Genomic DNA, 16,055 nt, shown 5'->3' with positions numbered 1-16,055 from the left:
TCCTTTCTTCCTGGTTTTAAATAAGCGGGAACCGTTCACTGCAGTCAAAACAAGGTGTCAGCTGGGCAATCTTTTCAAGTGGAATGGACAGCGGCAGCGGAAACTGGAAAAATGGAGCATTTAAAATTTTAATGGTGACCGGATCAATCGTCAGGTGGCTTCTCTCTACTTCAACAATCGGTCCGCAAAAAATAGGCCTGAATGTCTGGCCGAGCAAATTTAGTTGAGACGCTTCGGTAACAATTAACACACTTTGGCCTATCAAACTGGTCAATTCTTCGAAGAATTCATCATCGTCTTCGTCGTCTTCTTCATCCTCTTCATCATTGTCGTCCTCATCTTCATCCTCTTCTTCTTCTTCTTCTTCTAGCTCCTCATCCTCTTCATCCTCTTCATCATTGTCGTCCTCATCTTCATCCTCTTCTTCTTCTTCTTCTTCTTCTAGCTCCTCATCCTCTTTTTTATCGTTTCCTTGTTCTGCTGCAAGTTCCTTTTCTTCCGTGTTGTCCTCTGATATCTCAAGTTCTTTATTCGTATTTTCATTTTCCGCGGCAATTAGGGTTTCATCTTGTTTTTCTTTCTCATCTCGTTTGTTTCCCATTCTATCGCTCCTTTACTAGAAGAATCCGCAGGCAAGACATGTGAAGGCTGAGGCAATGAGAAATGCGGCACACATTCACCTAAAATATTCGGGAAAGCCTTGTTACAATTAATGGAAAGAGACTTATGTAACGTATGCTTTGAATTGTAACAATATGCGCAATATCAATTTCGTGCTTTTCCTTCCAAAAAGATAAACGGAGAGTTTGGCTGTCTATATCCTCCATTTTTCCGAATAAAGCTTTTTTTTCAGTTTCAACCTTCACCCATAAGTACTTCCAGGAATTCAAATTCGTTAAAAGTGTTTCCTCATAAAACTGTTGAATGAGTATATCTCTCGCGGCAACGGTCTCACCAAAATTGGAAAGTAAACGCTGTTTTAGCTGATTATCATAAATAAAATTTTGGTGGGTAGTGGAATAAAGAGGAACACCTGTTGGAATATTAGCGGATTCAATTGCTCGAAAAGGAATCCAAATCCGCTCTTTTGCATTTATGAGCATCACAAAATCACGGCCAACCGCATTCACTTTGCCCGTTGTTTCAACAACATGCCTGCCTTTTCTCAGAAAAACGATTACCTGTTGATTTCGTCTCATCTTGAAGAACTTTTTCAGTATTAAAAACTTTCTTTTTTTGGGAGCGGATTTTGCGATCTGCAGAAGATTCGCCTGTTCTTTGTATTCAGTAAACAAGCGTATTTCTTCTGTAGGCGCTGCCCCGGCAGGGGAGCTGAACTTTTCTTTTGTTTCGTCTGTTTTGCTTTCAGTTCGCGGTTCGCATTTTCTTTTTTCGAGCAATGCGGAAAGGTATTGATCAAATCTCATATGGGTTTTCATTATGTTCCCCCTTATGCCAAACTACAAAAAATGTATATGTACATGCAGAATGATTATTCTTATGAAAAACATTAAGGACAGCAGGTTGTTTTTGTACTCTGCTCAGTGATTACTTTAAAAAATCAGTAAAAATGGTTAGATGCATTATACGGGGCTGTAAGTACGTTCATACGATATAGAACCAAGAAAAAACTTGGAATAAATAGGGAGGGGGGTTAACGAATACATGGGTAGTTGGAAATGTTACCACTGCAAGTCTAAGAATGACGATAAGGTAAAAAATTGCAAACGCTGCAATGCTTATTATTATAAAAAGGAGGAAAAGGATATGGAGTGTAAAAAGCAAAAACACAAAAAAGTATATACGTCGGGGCCTATTTCAAATGCGGCAGCAGGGGCTCAGGTTGCCCAAGAGCTATGGGTATCTGCCACAAACTTTGACAAAGATTCTGTACAGGTGAAAGTAGAAGTATTCAACTGGGGCGACCCGGCTATTTCTGCTGGACTTACGACTACACCTGTTGGTATGGCCGTTCCAATGAAAGCGATGGCTGCACCGGTCATGCCGGCAGAAAAAACGAAAATTCCATGCCATCAGACGCAGCACTTTTTTGCGGACTTACTAAATGGCGGTCCTATGGCAACACCGGTTCTTTCATTTGAAATCCGCATCACAGTTATCAGTAAGGATCCTGATGCAAAAGTTGTTTTCAATGCGGTTTCTTACAGCGTAGAAGCAGTAGAGCCGGAGGTAGAAGAAATCGATGTACTAGGGCTTGAAGAAGAAGAGGAAGAAGAGCCGGAAGCAGGCGCAGCAGTAACAGCCGCTTTGTTCTCATTCAAAGATTTTGTTTTGCTGGAAAAGAAGTAAAGCAGCATGATTAGTGCTTCGTAAGACCCCTGAGCTAAAAGGGGTCTTATTTGTGCGAACAAGAGATATCTGCTTAAGAATACGCATAGCTATAAAAAGCAAAAATTGCAAAGAAAGTTGTTTTTATTAAATTATTCAGCCTGTGAAAGTGAGGTGCAAGAATGAAGGAAGTTACTCTGCTGTATCTTTTGACTATAGACATACTATTATGCGGTATTCTGTTTGTGTATGTATTTCGCCGGAAAAAATGGGTCGGCATTCAACTTGGGATGAATATCAGCCAGGCGATGGGCGGAGTCGCGGCGCTGCTGGCTGGGATTGTTTTGATTTTGGCCTTTCCTTTTCATTTTTCGCTGATTACAATCACTTCCGCTGCAATCGGTGCAGCAGCAGGCGCAGCGTTTGGGCTGCTTTTTGATTATCAAACCTGTTTAGCTGGAGTAACAAACGGTTTCATGGTTGGCATTATGGCTCCTATGCTGGGATCAGTACTAGATATGCCAGGCCAAATTATTTTGTTTGTTCACGGTCTCTTTTTGTTCTGCTTCCTTTTTATTATTATCTCCATTCAAAGGTCGTGAGGAAATTGCTATTCATTTTATTATTAAGCAGCTGGAATGGGGCTGAATTATATCGCATTTATCATTTATTAAAGAAAAAGCGGCTGCTTTTTGACGATCATTTTACACTTGTCATTTGTATGACTATCTCAATGCTTACTTCCTTCCTTTTTACTATGTACTTTATTTTGCTCTTTCCAGGCTTTTATGGCGCTTCTTTGCTTTTCGGGGCAGGGGTTGGCTGGAATTTTGGCAAATTGCTGCGAAATCCAGCTCAATTGAATGGGTTATATAATGGAGCAATCGGAGGAGCGATGGGTACGATGCTCGGTGCTGTTCTGCAGAACCCGGCTTTATGCAGAATACCGGTCGAATCAGCCGCTGCAATGGATCTGTCCGCCATTCCATTTGCTGCTTCCTGCTTTTATGCCTGTATTCTGTTATCTATTCGCTATTCGCTTCGCATATAGAAAGGAGAGTAGATGCGATGAAGAAAGCTTCGCTCGCCGCTGCCGCCGTTATAGGGTGTGCTTTCTTTTATTATATTTGGGTTTCTCTGTCAGACCTGCCTAATCTAGGCCGGGTGGATGAATCGTCTCTCCAAGAGGTAAGCGGTAATGCTTTTTCGACGAATGGGAAGCCGGCGCTTGTGTCGTTTTTTTACACCAAGTGCCCGGATGTCTGTCCCTTTACGATACAGGATTTAAAAAAGCTTAAGCGGGTATTGGAGGAAAAAGGAATAGAAGATGAGCAGTATAGTATCTTATCTGTTACGCTTGATCCGGCGTTTGATACCGTGCCAGTCATTTTGCAGTATAAGGAAGCCTTTGAAATTCAATCCCCGAACTGGCTGTTTCTGCGCGGCACTGAACAGCAAACGAGAGAATACGCTGAGCAATTTAACATGGTATATGAAAAAAGCGAGGAGGGCGTCATTACGCATTCAACCTCCATGTATATGGTAGACGCGGACGGCCGGATAAGAGCCGTTCATGATATGGCATCGGGCAATAAAAGAGTTGATATTGAGAAAGCAGCCGCACACCTTATACAGTTAATTGAATAAAAAAGCCAGCCCAAATGATTCATTTGGGCTGGCTCGGATATTATTTACGCTTTTACCCATTCTGTTTCTAATTCAATGCCGGCTGCTCTCATCATTGTCAGCACCGGGCACCGGGCGTCCGTTTTTTCTCTTAATTCCGCAAGACGCTCTTCCGACTCGCTTGTGGAAACCTTTGCTTTAAAGGAAACTTTTTCAAAAAACACTTGAACTCCCGGCTCTCCCCGCATACCGAGCGGATCAAGTACACCTTTTACATCCATCTCCATGGATTGAAGGTCAAAATTCATTTCCTGTGCCACCATATAAGCGATAATGTTTTCACATCCAGCTAAAGAAGCGAGAAGATAAGAAAGGGGATCGGGGCCTTCATCGCCCCCGCCGACTGCCGGAGGCTCATCCAATATAAGTGTATGCTGCTTTGATTGAATTGTCGTTTTTAATTTTTCCGTCGTACCGGTTACATGAAAAGTCATTTTGTCTTTTAAATCCATGTATCGATCCTCCTGTTGTATGGCATGCCTGTATAGCTTGCCGCAGTTCGGAAAATTTAAACACAAAATCTGCTGGCCAAGTGCATCGAATGAGCTTAATGGGAAGTTGTGTGTAAGCCGGCGGCCCAGTCTTCTGCCGCAAAGTCCCCATTTATTTTTACAGCTGCCTCATAGCCCTGGCTTGCTGCACCGACAAGGCTCGTAAAGGTATTTTTGGCATCACCGATAATAAACAAATCCTTGATCTCTGTTTGTCCGTGCTGGCCGGTCACATATTCATGTTGGTCATTGAGCCGAATGCCGAGCCGGGCGGGAAGAGAAGAGCCTTGTCTTTCCCCGGTAGAAGCCATAAAGCCGCCGGTGCGGCGGATGCTGTCCCCATTTTGCAACACCACATTTTCCAATTGTCCATTCGTCGACTGCAGGTTAGCGATGGGTGTTTCAATCAGCGGAATATTATAATGCGTGAGCTGTTTCTTTTCTTCCGCTGTAATGCCGGCAGGTCCGTTTGAAAAAACGATTAAGTCCTTGCTCCAGTTGAAAATGAGTTTAACGAACGGTAGAAGAGCTTTTCCGTCTGCAAAAAGAGCAATTGGGTCGTGCTGCCGTTCCCAGCCGTCACAGTATGGACAATGAAAAACCGTTTTTCCATATACTTTATCAAGCCCCGGAATATCGGGCAGGTGGTCCTTCATACCGGTTGCGAAAATCATTTTCCTGCCGGAAGCCATTTTTCCATTTTTGGTTTTTACCATGAATAGGCCATTTTTTCGTTCAACATCTTCCACGACATCCTTAATGAAGGTAACATTTGGATACGTTTTTAGCTGTTCTCTGGCAATTTCGCGGATTTCATCCGGGCTGGCGCCATCCCTTGTTAAAAAACCGTGCGATCTTAATGTGGCACTGTTTCTCGGCCTGTCTTCATCAATCACAAGCACTTTTTTCAAAGATCTGCCCAAAACGAGTGCCGCATTTAAACCGCCCGGTCCGCCGCCTGCAATAACAACGTCTACTTGTTCATTGTCCATGATTTTGGCCTCCGTTTAGTGTCGTATTATCGTTTCGCCTGTTCCCTGAATAGCGCGGGATCAAACGTTAAAACGAAGTATGATACCATTCGCTTTGGCCATACTAAGGACCAGGAGGTGTAAGCAAATGGCGAAAGATGTTCTTTGTGAAGTAAACAACTGCAAATACTGGAGTTCTGGAAACAAATGTAGTGCAGATGCCATTTACGTGGTGAGTCATAAAGGCAAACAGGCCTCCAACCAGGAAGAAACTGACTGTAAAACATTCGTACCAGAAGTGTAAAATGAAGGGGCAGCCATCTGGCTGTCCTCTTTTTTAGTATTGATAATTGCTTCCTTTTCATACACGGATACACATTATTTTTTAAAATTCCGATTTGGAGGAAAGGGCTAAACTTTTGCTTTTGTTGGTTGATTCACATGCGGAAGTGGTATGATACTAGAAAGAACCAGAAATGAAAGGGGACTTCTTGTATCATGCGTGAATTACAAAAAAAAATCATTGAAGAGCTGCAAGTACAGCCGCAAATCGATCCGCAAAAAGAGATTCGCCGAAGCATTGATTTTCTTAAAGACTATCTCCGTCAGTATCCTTTCCTGAAAGGATACGTGCTCGGAATTTCTGGGGGGCAAGACTCAACGCTTGCCGGGCGCCTTGCACAGCTCGCAGTGGAAGAGCTGCGTGAAGAAACTGGCAAGGATTATACCTTTTATGCCGTCCGCCTTCCATATGGAGTCCAAAGAGACGAGCCGGATGCACAGGCTGCTATGGATTTTATTGGAGCGGATGAGCGCCTGACGGTTAATATTAAAGGAGCGGTGGACGCCAGCGAAGCGGCCGTTGAAGCCGCCGGTATTGAGATTTCTGATTTCATAAAAGGAAATGATAAAGCGCGCGAGCGAATGAAAGTGCAGTATGCGATCGCTGCAGCAAAAGGAGCGGTAGTGATCGGAACGGACCATTCGGCGGAAGCTGTTACCGGCTTTTATACAAAGTTCGGTGACGGGGCAGCCGACGTTGTGCCGTTGTTCCGTTTAAATAAGCGCCAGGGCCGTTCTATGCTGAAAGAGCTCGGTGCACCGGAGCATTTGTATATGAAAGTGCCGACTGCTGACCTTGAAGACAATAAACCGCTGGTCCCGGATGAAGTGGCGCTCGGTGTAACGTATGAACAAATTGATGACTATCTTGAAGGGAAAGAAATTCCGGCTGAGGCAGCTGAAAAAATCGAGGCGCATTTTACAAAAACCCGCCATAAACGCCACCTTCCGATTACGGTATTTGATGATTTCTGGAAAAAATAACGCTTTCCGGCTGATGCCGGAAAGTTTTTTTATATGAACAAAAAATGATGTAAACGGTATCCGCCGCAGAGCAGTACGTGTTTTTAATTTTTGAATTTTCAATAAACAGAACAATGCCTTGACCGGCTCCATTGAACCATATAAAATGAGGTCAAAATGTGTGAACACGAACAAAAAATAGATAAATGTTTCCGATAATACGGAATTGAAGGGAAGAGAGTAAAATCATGACAGGGAAATCAGAATTGCAGCACCAGGAAATGATTCTTGTACTTGACTTTGGAAGCCAGTACAATCAGCTGATCACACGTCGTATTCGTGAATTTGGCGTATACAGCGAGCTTCATCCGCACACTATTACAGTTGAAGAAATCAAAGAAATCAATCCGAAAGGGATTATTTTCTCAGGCGGACCAAACAGCGTATACGCAGATGACGCCTTTCACTGCGATGAGCGCATTTTTGACTTGAATGTGCCGATTTTCGGTATTTGCTATGGTATGCAGCTGATGACAAAACACTTTGGCGGTACAGTTTCAAAAGCGTCGCACCGTGAATACGGAAAAGCCGCTATTACTGTTCAAAATGAGTCTGCTCTATTTACAGATCTTCCGAACGAACAAGTTGTCTGGATGAGCCATAGTGACCTTGTAACAGAAGCACCGGCTGGTTTTACAGTTGATGCGGTAAGTCCGTCATGCCCAATTGCTGCAATGAGCAATAAAGCTGAAAACCTGTACGCAGTTCAATTCCATCCGGAAGTAAAGCATTCCGTATACGGAAACGACCTTTTAAAGAACTTTGTATTCGGTGTATGCGGCTGCACAGGCGACTGGTCTATGGAAAACTACGTTGAAATTGAAGTGGAAAAAATCCGCCAAATCGTCGGCGATAAAAAAGTGCTTTGCGCGATGTCCGGCGGTGTAGATTCATCGGTTGTAGCGGTTTTGATCCATAAAGCAATCGGCGATCAGTTAACATGTATTTTCGTTGACCACGGCCTTCTTCGTAAAGGGGAAGCTGAGCAGGTTATGGATACATTTGCTAACGGCTTTAACATTAATATTATTAAAGTTGATGCGAAAGAGCGCTTTATGAACAAGCTGGCAGGCGTATCAGATCCAGAACAAAAACGGAAAATTATCGGTAACGAGTTTATTTATGTTTTTGATGATGAAGCATCAAAACTTCAGGGTATTGAATTCCTTGCACAGGGAACACTTTACACAGATATCATCGAAAGTGGTACAGCTACGGCGCAGACGATTAAATCGCACCACAACGTAGGCGGACTGCCGGAAGATATGCAGTTTAAGCTGATTGAGCCGCTTAGCACGCTGTTTAAAGATGAAGTGCGCGCGCTTGGAACAGAGCTTGGTATTCCAGAACACATCGTTTGGCGCCAGCCGTTCCCGGGTCCTGGACTGGGCATCCGTGTGCTTGGAGCGATTTCAGAAGAAAAATTGGAAATTGTTCGTGAATCTGATATGATTTTGCGCGAAGAAATCGCTAATCATGGTCTTGAGCGTGAAATTTGGCAGTACTTCACTGTACTTCCGGACATCCGCAGCGTAGGGGTTATGGGAGATGCACGCACATATGATTACACAGTCGGTATCCGTGCCGTAACATCCATTGACGGTATGACATCAGACTGGGCGCGTATTCCATGGGATGTGCTTGAAGTGATTTCTACGCGTATTGTCAACGAGGTCGCACACGTAAACCGCGTTGTGTACGACATTACGAGCAAGCCGCCTGCAACAATCGAGTGGGAATAAGCGAACAAAAAACATAAAAAAATACTTTTCGTTCGTGTTTTGTATTGACGAACGAATGGTATACCAGTAAAATGAAAGAGTACATTATTACTTTTACATGCATCGTATATCGTCGAGAATAAGGCTTGACAGTTTCTACCGGACTGCCGTAAATGGTCCGACTACGAATGAATGGAAAGAGAATGTCTCTTTCTATATTCCTTTGTTAGTCGTACCCGGAGCATCCACTGCTCCGGGTATTTTTCGTTCGTATATAAGATCGAGGGGAGAAAAAAGAATGAGAAAGTTTTTCCATATGGATGAACTTGGAACAACGTACCGCCGCGAGATGATTGGCGGCTTAACCACCTTTTTATCTATGGCGTACATTTTAGTGGTCAATCCGCTGACACTATCTTTACAGTCTATACCAGATTTGCCAGATACAATGCGAATGGATCACGGGGCAGTTTTTACAGCTACAGCATTGGCTGCCGCGATTGGATCAATAATCATGGGGCTGCTTGCCAAGTACCCGATTGGGCTTGCTCCGGGCATGGGGTTAAATGCATTTTTTGCATATACTGTCATATTAACGTACGGAATTCCTTGGCAGACAGCGCTGACTGGTGTTTTGTTCTCAGGTATTATCTTCATTTTCTTAACAATGACAGGCTTGAGGGAAACAATTATTAACTCCATTCCTCTTGAGCTTAAATATGCAGTTGGAGCAGGGATTGGTTTATTTATTACATTTGTCGGCTTTCAAAATGCCGGTATTATCGTCAATGACGACGCTGTACTTGTCGGACTTGGAGATTTGGGTTCTGGTCCAACACTTCTCACGATTTTTGGTTTGATTATTACCGTGATTATGATGACTAAAGGAATCAATGGAGGCATTTTTTACGGCATGCTGATCACAGCGGTAGTTGGCATGATTTTCGGCCTTGTTGACCTGCCGGCTAAAATTGTTTCAGCGGCACCAAGTGTAGCACCGACATTCGGCGTAGCACTTGAAAACATTTTTCAAACGCCGGGCGACATTTTCACACTGCAAATGCTTGTTATTGTATTAACGTTTTTGTTTGTGGACTTTTTTGATACAGCAGGCACACTTGTCGCAGTGGCTACTCAAGCAGGCTTAATGAAAGACAATAAGCTGCCGCGGGCAGGAAAAGCGTTACTAGCTGATTCTTGCGCAACGGTAGCTGGGGCACTGCTTGGAACTTCGACTACAACATCGTATATTGAGTCATCTGCTGGCGTAGCTGCTGGGGCACGGACAGGGCTTGCGGCTGTCGTAACGGGTGTATTGTTTCTTCTATCTCTGTTTTTCTTCCCGTTGCTGTCGGTGATTACATCACATGTAACAGCACCGGCAATCATTATTGTTGGGGTATTGATGGTCTCGGCTTTAGGTCGAATTGACTGGACGAAGTTTGAAATTGCCGTTCCGGCGTTTTTAACCATTATTGCTATGCCGCTTTCTTACAGTATTGCGACTGGAATTGCAATGGGCTTTATTTTCTATCCGATTACAATGCTTGTAAAAGGGCGCGGAAAAGAAATCCATCCAATTATGTATTTCTTATTTGTTGTATTTGTGCTTTATTTTGTATTTTTGAAATAGTTCTAAAACACCTCTCTGCCAAACAGAGAGGTGTTTTTTTGCGTCGCCCTCATGCTATACTGTAAAAAACAAAACAACGGGGATGTGCCATGGAGAAATTTTTTGTGAAAAAAGTATTAAACAACAATGTGCTCATTGCAGCGTCAGATGATAAAACAGAAGTTGTACTGATCGGCAGAGGGATCGGCTTTGGCCGGCATCAGGGAGACAGCATTGTGCGGAGTTCGGTGGAAAAGCTGTTTGTATTAAAGGACCGGAGCGAGCAAGAGCAGTATAAAAAGCTGCTGCCTCACTTAGATGATGAAACGTTGAAAGTCATTATCGCGGCAGTGGAGCTTATTCGTGAGCGGGTAGGGGAAACGCTGAACGAGCACATTCACGTCGGTTTGACAGACCACCTGTTGTTTGCAGTAAATCGCATGATGCGCGGCATGGGCATTAGCAACCCGTTTTTATTGGAAACGAAAGCGCTCTATCCGTTTGAATATGAAATAGCAGAAGAGGTTACAAAGCTGATTAACAGCAAGTTGACGATTAAACTGCCAGAAGGAGAAACCGGCTTTATTGCTCTTCATATTCACAGTGCGGTCGCCAATAAAGATGTGAAAGATTTAAGCCGCCACTCCGAGCTCATTGCGACATTAGTTGGAATGATTGAATCTCAGCTTGAGGTGGAGCTGGACAAGGAAAGTATTGATTACATGCGCCTTGTACGCCATATACGATATACGATTGAACGGGTGGTCCGCGGGGAAAAAGTCGAAGAACCAGAAAAAATCGCAAACCTATTGAAAGCGGAATATCCTGTGTGTTATAATTTGTCGTGGAAGCTGATCAAAGTGATGCAGCAGACATTAAAACATCCCGTGTATGATGCAGAAGCGGTTTATTTAACAATGCATCTGCAGCGGATACAGACAAAAATGAAATAATTACATTGTTCTTTACGTGTTACTGATACGATCAGGCATGAGTAAAGAAGATACAGGGAAAATAGGGGTTTATTAAGACTTCTATTTTCTGATGTCTTCTTTTCTCATGCCTTTTTTCGTGCTTGTCTGTCTGATTCATCTTTGAAATGCACATACTATTTAATAATAGAGGAGGAAATACACATGTTCAAAAAGCTTTTCGGTGTGCTTCAGAAAATCGGTAAAGCACTTATGCTGCCTGTTGCAATTTTGCCGGCTGCCGGACTTTTGCTTGCGTTTGGTAATGCGCTGCAAAACCCAGCTTTAACTGATTTAGCGCCGTTTTTAACAGCTGACTGGATTGTTACAGTCGCATCTGTTATGGAAAATTCAGGTGACATTGTTTTCGGAAACCTGCCGATACTCTTTGCAGTCGGCGTAGCGATTGGTCTTGCAGGCGGTGACGGTGTTGCCGGTCTTGCTGCGATCGTCGGATATTTAATTATGAACGCAACAATGGGTACAGCACTAGGCTTGGAGAGAATCGCTGTTCTAGAAGGCGGAAACCCTGCTTATGCGCTTATTCTTGGAATTCCATCCCTGCAAACCGGTGTATTCGGCGGGATTATCGTGGGAGCAATTGCTGCTTACATGTACAACAAATTCTTTAACATTGAATTGCCGTCATATTTAGGATTCTTTGCGGGCAAACGGTTTGTCCCAATTGCAACAGCAGCTTCAGCAGTTGTTATGGGTCTTCTTATGATTGTGATCTGGCCGCCAATTCAAAGTGGCTTAAATGCCTTTTCACACGTACTGCTAGAAGGTAATCTTGCCCTATCCGCTTTTATTTTCGGTGTAATTGAACGTAGCTTAATTCCATTCGGTCTGCATCACATTTTCTACTCACCATTCTGGTATGAATTTGGCCAGTACACAACGGCGGCGGGTGAAATCGTTCGTGGTGACCAGCCAATGTTTATGGCGCAGATTCGGGACGGTGTGGAAAACTTAACAGCCGGTACGTTTATGACGGGTAAATATCCATTCATGATGTTCGGTCTTCCGGCAGCAGCGCTTGCGATTTATCATGAAGCGCGTCCTGAGCGCAAAAAAGTAGTAGCCGGCCTTATGGGTTCTGCTGCATTAACATCTTTCCTAACAGGGATTACAGAGCCGCTTGAGTTCTCATTCTTGTTCGTAGCACCTGTTTTGTTCGGAGTTCACGCGATTTTTGCAGGTCTGTCATTTATGACAATGAACTTGCTGGATGTAAAAATTGGTATGACATTCTCAGGCGGTTTGATTGACTATACACTATTCGGCCTTTTAAACCCGCAAACAAATGCATGGATTGTCATTCCAGTAGGTCTTGTATTTGCGGTTATCTACTACTTCGGCTTCCGTTTTGCAATCCGCAAGTTTAACCTTGCAACACCAGGACGTGAGACAGAAGATGCAGATGGTGAAGAGGGACCAGCAGTTGTAGCCGGTGATCTTCCATACGAGATTCTGGATGCGATGGGCGGAAAAGAAAACATTGTGAACCTTGACGCATGTATTACACGTCTTCGTGTTTCTGTAAATGATATTGGCAACGTTGATAAAAAACGTTTAAAACAGCTTGGAGCAGCAGGCGTCCTTGAAGTGGGCAACAACATCCAGGCTATCTTTGGACCGAAATCAGACGGCCTGCGCCACCAAATGGCGGACATTATGAAAGGCAGCAAGCCTCGTCCAACAGCAACCGTAAAACCGGACCAGGAAACGCAAAAAGAAGTGGAAAACGCGGCACCGGCTGCAATCCGTAACGATGTAGAAGATAAGTTTGTAGCACCTATTTCGGGTGAGCTTTTGCCAATTACAGAAGTACCGGACCCTGTTTTCGCTGGAAAAATGATGGGTGACGGCTTTGCGATCAAACCAAACGATGGTACAGTCGTATCCCCGGTAAACGGTAAAATTATCAATGTCTTCCCGACAAAGCATGCGATCGGTATTACGGCGGACAGTGGACGCGAAATCTTGATTCACTTCGGTATCGATACAGTAAAGCTGAACGGGGAAGGTTTTGAAGCCCTTGTATCAGAAGGTGATGAAGTGAAAGCAGGCCAGCCGCTTCTTAAGGTGGACCTGGACTACATTGCGAAAAATGCTACATCGACGATCACGCCGATTATTTTCACAAACCTTGCAGAAGGTCAATCTGTAACGGTTGAAAAGCCGGGAACAGTGAAAAATGGTGACGAGAACGTCATCACTATTAAATAAGAAGCAATCTGCCTCAGCCAATCATTTGGCTGAGGCTTTTTTAATGAGCGCCAATATGGTAAACTGCCGGGAAAGAGGAGTGAATTACGATGATGGATAATGCCTTACTAATGGTTGTCATTATTTTGCTGATCAATATTGTGTACGTTTCATTTTTTACGATCCGCATGATTTTGACTCTGAAAGGCTATCGCTACACAGCCGCTTTTGTCAGTACGATTGAGGTTGTCATTTATGTTGTAGGTCTTGGACTGGTGCTCGATAACTTAAACGAAATTCAAAACTTAATTGCTTATGCGGTCGGCTACGGTGTGGGAGTGATCGTTGGCATGAAGATCGAGGAAAAGCTGGCGCTTGGATATATTACGGTGAATGTGATCACCAAGGAATATGATAAAGACCTGCCGAAGCAATTGCGCCAGGAAGGCTACGGAGTGACCAACTGGGCAGCGAACGGGCTTGAAGGTGAACGGATGGCGATGCAGATTTTGACGCCGCGTAAGTATGAGCTGAAGCTGTATGAGAAAATTAAAGACCTTGACCCAAAAGCATTTATTATTGCTTTTGAGCCGAAAACCATCCATGGCGGCTTCTGGGTAAAACAAGTGAGAAAGGGAAAATTGATGCAATGAGCAAAAAAAAGAATTTTTACGTGCAGGAAAACGAAACGATTGATGAGTGCCTCGAACGAATGAAGCAGGAAGGCTATATGCCGGTGCGGCGGATGGAAAAGCCTCTTTTTGAAGAGCGGAAGGAAAACGGGGAAACAATTCATGTACCGATTGGTCGTGAAATCGTCTTTGAAGGAAAAATAATGACTTAAATACGAACATTAAAATATAAGTGATAAATATCGTTCGATTTTTTGTTGACAACCCCTTCGATCGGTTGTTAATATGTAGAGGACAAATAAAGCACCTCATATAATAGCGGGAATATGGCCCGCGAGTTTCTACCGGCCGCCGTAAACGAGCCGACTATGGGGAAAGCATTCGTACTCTCGATCGACTACGGGCGAATCGCTTTCTCCTTTTTACCGGAGAAGCGGTCTGCCCGTTTTTTTATGTAAAAAAATCTCACAATGGAGGATCAAGATGACGATTGAAGTTGGCGTTATTATGGGAAGCACATCAGATTGGGAAACAATGAAGCACGCATGTGACGTACTCGGTGAACTTGACATTCCCTATGAAAAGAAAGTGGTATCCGCACACCGCACCCCTGATTTGATGTTTGAATATGCCGAAACGGCACGGGAGCGAGGAATTAAAGTGATCATTGCGGGAGCAGGAGGGGCTGCTCATCTGCCAGGCATGACGGCAGCAAAAACGACTCTGCCGGTTATCGGCGTCCCTGTTCAGTCAAAAGCGTTAAATGGGCTTGATTCTCTTCTTTCTATCGTTCAAATGCCGGGCGGCGTGCCTGTTGCTACAACAGCAATTGGCAAAGCCGGTGCAACCAATGCCGGTCTGCTGGCGGCGCAAATTTTGTCGATCGCGGACACAGGTGTAGCGGCGCGGTTGGACAAGCGCCGGAAGGAAACAGAAAAAACGGTCCTTGAAAGCAGTGATCAGCTTGGCTAGAAAAATCATTGAACCGGGAAAAACGATTGGCATCATCGGCGGCGGGCAATTAGGACGTATGATGGCACTGGCAGCTAAAGAAGCGGGCTTTCGCATCGCCGTTCTTGAACCGGCAGAAGGAGCCCCATGCACGCAGACAGCGGATATCGTCATCCAAGCACCTTACAATGACCAGGAGGCACTTCAGCGCCTGGCACAAGTAAGTGACGTGATCACCTACGAATTTGAAAATATTGATTATGAAGGCTTAAAAGAGCTGATGAACACGGCCCATATTCCGCAGGGAGCAGAGCTGATCCGTATTACGCAAAACCGCGTTTACGAAAAAGAAGCGATCTCGAATGCAGGCGTGCCGGTTGCCCCTTATCGGGTGATTCGGACCGAGTCTGATCTGCTGGAAGGAATCGAGGCGCTCGGCCTGCCGGCTGTACTGAAAACGGCAACCGGCGGATACGACGGCAAAGGGCAGTTTGTGTTAAAAGAAGTGAACCAGGCATCAGAAGCAGCCAAGCTGCTTACGCATGGTGACTGTGTACTTGAACAATGGATTCCATTCCAAAAAGAAATATCCGTCATTGTGACACGAAATCCAGAAGGGGAAACGACATTTTTCCCGGTGGCAGAAAATATTCACGTAGATAACATTCTGCACGAATCAATTGTACCGGCCCGTATTTCGAAAGAAACCGAGCGAGCTGCACATGAGGCAGCAGAGAGCATTGCATCGGCGCTGTCCCTTGTCGGCACCCTGGCTGTCGAGATGTTCGTAACAGAAGAAGGCGGCATTTACATTAATGAATTGGCACCGCGGCCGCACAACTCCGGGCACTATACGATCGAAGCGTGCGGAATCTCCCAGTTTGGCCAGCACATCCGCGCTGTTTGCAACTGGCCGCTTAAAAGCACAGCGCTTTTAAAGCCAGCTGTCATGGTTAATGTGCTCGGTGAACATGTAGAGGGTGTTGTGAGCGCCATTGTAGACAAGCCGGAATGGTCCATTCACTTATACGGAAAAGACGAAGCAAAAGAAAAACGGAAAATGGGGCATGTAACCATTTTGACGGACAATATCAATGAAACCTTAACCGAAATCCAGGAAAGCCGGATTTGGACAAAATAAACGACGATTAATCG

Annotated in this window: 18 protein-coding genes and 2 riboswitches; of the genes, 14 read left to right on the top strand and 4 right to left on the bottom strand. The window is 44.4% G+C overall.

The genetic code is table 11. The annotated features are described in order from the left end of the window. Positions 1 to 16 precede the first annotated feature (16 nt). Positions 17 to 601 carry a hypothetical protein gene (locus L2D08_RS11755; protein ID WP_242233964.1) on the bottom strand — a complete coding sequence of 195 codons (585 nt, stop codon included), beginning with the start codon at positions 599 to 601 and terminating at the stop codon, positions 17 to 19. Between the two features lie 79 nt (positions 602 to 680). Beyond that, positions 681 to 1,439: a hypothetical protein gene (locus L2D08_RS11750; RefSeq protein WP_242233963.1), complete on the bottom strand. Its 759-nt coding sequence runs from the start codon at positions 1,437 to 1,439 to the stop codon at positions 681 to 683. 328 nt (positions 1,440 to 1,767) lie between these two features. On the opposite strand from L2D08_RS11750, the gene L2D08_RS11745 reads away from it, so the two are divergent. From L2D08_RS11745 to L2D08_RS11730, 4 genes are all read left to right on the top strand, one after another. Beyond that, positions 1,768 to 2,310 (top strand): hypothetical protein, encoded by a 543-nt coding sequence (locus L2D08_RS11745; RefSeq protein WP_242233962.1) that lies wholly within the window; start codon positions 1,768 to 1,770, stop codon positions 2,308 to 2,310. A gap of 161 nt (positions 2,311 to 2,471) precedes the next feature. Continuing rightward, positions 2,472 to 2,891, top strand: a complete 420-nt coding sequence (locus L2D08_RS11740) for a hypothetical protein (RefSeq protein WP_242233961.1) — start codon at positions 2,472 to 2,474, stop codon at positions 2,889 to 2,891. Positions 2,892 to 2,896: 5 nt separating this feature from the next. Then, complete coding sequence (locus L2D08_RS11735) at positions 2,897 to 3,340, top strand: hypothetical protein (protein WP_242233960.1); 444 nt, start codon at positions 2,897 to 2,899, stop codon at positions 3,338 to 3,340. A gap of 17 nt (positions 3,341 to 3,357) precedes the next feature. Then, positions 3,358 to 3,936 (top strand): SCO family protein, encoded by a 579-nt coding sequence (locus tag L2D08_RS11730; RefSeq protein WP_242233959.1) that lies wholly within the window; start codon positions 3,358 to 3,360, stop codon positions 3,934 to 3,936. A gap of 44 nt (positions 3,937 to 3,980) precedes the next feature. On the opposite strand, the gene L2D08_RS11725 is transcribed toward L2D08_RS11730, so the two are convergent. Together L2D08_RS11725 and L2D08_RS11720 are read right to left on the bottom strand one after the other, a co-directional pair. Beyond that, complete coding sequence (locus L2D08_RS11725) at positions 3,981 to 4,427, bottom strand: OsmC family protein (protein WP_242233958.1); 447 nt, start codon at positions 4,425 to 4,427, stop codon at positions 3,981 to 3,983. A 95-nt stretch (positions 4,428 to 4,522) separates the two neighbouring features. Next, positions 4,523 to 5,458: an NAD(P)/FAD-dependent oxidoreductase gene (locus L2D08_RS11720; protein ID WP_242233957.1), complete on the bottom strand. Its 936-nt coding sequence runs from the start codon at positions 5,456 to 5,458 to the stop codon at positions 4,523 to 4,525. 127 nt (positions 5,459 to 5,585) lie between these two features. On the opposite strand from L2D08_RS11720, the gene L2D08_RS11715 reads away from it, so the two are divergent. The 10 genes from L2D08_RS11715 to purK all read left to right on the top strand — a co-directional run bounded on the left by L2D08_RS11715 (position 5,586) and on the right by purK (position 16,041). Then, positions 5,586 to 5,741, top strand: a complete 156-nt coding sequence (locus L2D08_RS11715) for a DUF1540 domain-containing protein (protein WP_242233956.1) — start codon at positions 5,586 to 5,588, stop codon at positions 5,739 to 5,741. A gap of 194 nt (positions 5,742 to 5,935) precedes the next feature. Beyond that, positions 5,936 to 6,763: an ammonia-dependent NAD(+) synthetase gene (nadE, locus tag L2D08_RS11710; protein WP_242233955.1), complete on the top strand. Its 828-nt coding sequence runs from the start codon at positions 5,936 to 5,938 to the stop codon at positions 6,761 to 6,763. Between the two features lie 227 nt (positions 6,764 to 6,990). Then, on the top strand, positions 6,991 to 8,544 hold the full coding sequence (guaA, locus tag L2D08_RS11705) for a glutamine-hydrolyzing GMP synthase (RefSeq protein WP_242233954.1): 1,554 nt from the start codon (positions 6,991 to 6,993) through the stop codon (positions 8,542 to 8,544). A gap of 83 nt (positions 8,545 to 8,627) precedes the next feature. Beyond that, positions 8,628 to 8,728: riboswitch (purine riboswitch) on the top strand. Between the two features lie 93 nt (positions 8,729 to 8,821). Next, on the top strand, positions 8,822 to 10,156 hold the full coding sequence (locus tag L2D08_RS11700) for an NCS2 family permease (RefSeq protein ID WP_242233953.1): 1,335 nt from the start codon (positions 8,822 to 8,824) through the stop codon (positions 10,154 to 10,156). An 89-nt stretch (positions 10,157 to 10,245) separates the two neighbouring features. Further along, the gene (gene glcT, locus L2D08_RS11695; RefSeq protein WP_242233952.1) at positions 10,246 to 11,088 is read left to right on the top strand and encodes a glucose PTS transporter transcription antiterminator GlcT; all 843 of its coding nucleotides are present in this window, start codon (positions 10,246 to 10,248) and stop codon (positions 11,086 to 11,088) included. 183 nt (positions 11,089 to 11,271) lie between these two features. Then, entirely contained in the window at positions 11,272 to 13,338 is a 2,067-nt protein-coding gene (gene ptsG, locus L2D08_RS11690; RefSeq protein WP_242233951.1) for a glucose-specific PTS transporter subunit IIBC, read from the top strand. A gap of 89 nt (positions 13,339 to 13,427) precedes the next feature. Continuing rightward, entirely contained in the window at positions 13,428 to 13,970 is a 543-nt protein-coding gene (locus L2D08_RS11685; RefSeq protein ID WP_242233950.1) for a DUF2179 domain-containing protein, read from the top strand. Next, positions 13,967 to 14,161 carry an NETI motif-containing protein gene (locus tag L2D08_RS11680; protein WP_242233949.1) on the top strand — a complete coding sequence of 65 codons (195 nt, stop codon included), beginning with the start codon at positions 13,967 to 13,969 and terminating at the stop codon, positions 14,159 to 14,161. Before L2D08_RS11685 ends, L2D08_RS11680 begins: the two co-directional genes overlap by 4 nt. A 76-nt stretch (positions 14,162 to 14,237) precedes the next feature. Beyond that, a riboswitch (purine riboswitch) is annotated at positions 14,238 to 14,338 on the top strand. 94 nt (positions 14,339 to 14,432) lie between these two features. Further along, a complete protein-coding gene (purE, locus tag L2D08_RS11675) occupies positions 14,433 to 14,921 on the top strand; it encodes a 5-(carboxyamino)imidazole ribonucleotide mutase (protein ID WP_242233948.1) in 489 nt (162 codons plus the stop codon). After that, on the top strand, positions 14,914 to 16,041 hold the full coding sequence (gene purK, locus L2D08_RS11670) for a 5-(carboxyamino)imidazole ribonucleotide synthase (protein WP_242233947.1): 1,128 nt from the start codon (positions 14,914 to 14,916) through the stop codon (positions 16,039 to 16,041). Before purE ends, purK begins: the two co-directional genes overlap by 8 nt. Positions 16,042 to 16,055 lie beyond the last annotated feature (14 nt).

The sequence above is a fragment of the Domibacillus sp. PGB-M46 genome (assembly GCF_022668875.1).
GTDB lineage: Bacteria > Bacillota > Bacilli > Bacillales > Domibacillaceae > Domibacillus.
This window is presented reverse-complemented; position numbering and strand designations above follow the sequence as displayed.

Excerpts from the sequence above, each read along its gene's own strand:
- ptsG (WP_242233951.1), top strand. The coding sequence starts at position 11,272 with ATGTTCAAAAAGCTTTTCGGTGTGCTTCAGAAAATCGGTAAAGCACTT.
- L2D08_RS11680 (WP_242233949.1), top strand. The coding sequence starts at position 13,967 with ATGAGCAAAAAAAAGAATTTTTACGTGCAGGAAAACGAAACGATTGAT.
- L2D08_RS11745 (WP_242233962.1), top strand. The coding sequence starts at position 1,768 with ATGGAGTGTAAAAAGCAAAAACACAAAAAAGTATATACGTCGGGGCCT.
- guaA (WP_242233954.1), top strand. The coding sequence starts at position 6,991 with ATGACAGGGAAATCAGAATTGCAGCACCAGGAAATGATTCTTGTACTT.
- L2D08_RS11685 (WP_242233950.1), top strand. The coding sequence starts at position 13,428 with ATGATGGATAATGCCTTACTAATGGTTGTCATTATTTTGCTGATCAAT.
- nadE (WP_242233955.1), top strand. The coding sequence starts at position 5,936 with ATGCGTGAATTACAAAAAAAAATCATTGAAGAGCTGCAAGTACAGCCG.
- L2D08_RS11750 (WP_242233963.1), bottom strand. The coding sequence starts at position 1,439 with ATGAAAACCCATATGAGATTTGATCAATACCTTTCCGCATTGCTCGAA.
- L2D08_RS11700 (WP_242233953.1), top strand. The coding sequence starts at position 8,822 with ATGAGAAAGTTTTTCCATATGGATGAACTTGGAACAACGTACCGCCGC.
- L2D08_RS11725 (WP_242233958.1), bottom strand. The coding sequence starts at position 4,427 with ATGGATTTAAAAGACAAAATGACTTTTCATGTAACCGGTACGACGGAA.
- L2D08_RS11715 (WP_242233956.1), top strand. The coding sequence starts at position 5,586 with ATGGCGAAAGATGTTCTTTGTGAAGTAAACAACTGCAAATACTGGAGT.
- L2D08_RS11730 (WP_242233959.1), top strand. The coding sequence starts at position 3,358 with ATGAAGAAAGCTTCGCTCGCCGCTGCCGCCGTTATAGGGTGTGCTTTC.
- L2D08_RS11755 (WP_242233964.1), bottom strand. The coding sequence starts at position 601 with ATGGGAAACAAACGAGATGAGAAAGAAAAACAAGATGAAACCCTAATT.
- purE (WP_242233948.1), top strand. The coding sequence starts at position 14,433 with ATGACGATTGAAGTTGGCGTTATTATGGGAAGCACATCAGATTGGGAA.
- L2D08_RS11720 (WP_242233957.1), bottom strand. The coding sequence starts at position 5,458 with ATGGACAATGAACAAGTAGACGTTGTTATTGCAGGCGGCGGACCGGGC.
- L2D08_RS11740 (WP_242233961.1), top strand. The coding sequence starts at position 2,472 with ATGAAGGAAGTTACTCTGCTGTATCTTTTGACTATAGACATACTATTA.
- glcT (WP_242233952.1), top strand. The coding sequence starts at position 10,246 with ATGGAGAAATTTTTTGTGAAAAAAGTATTAAACAACAATGTGCTCATT.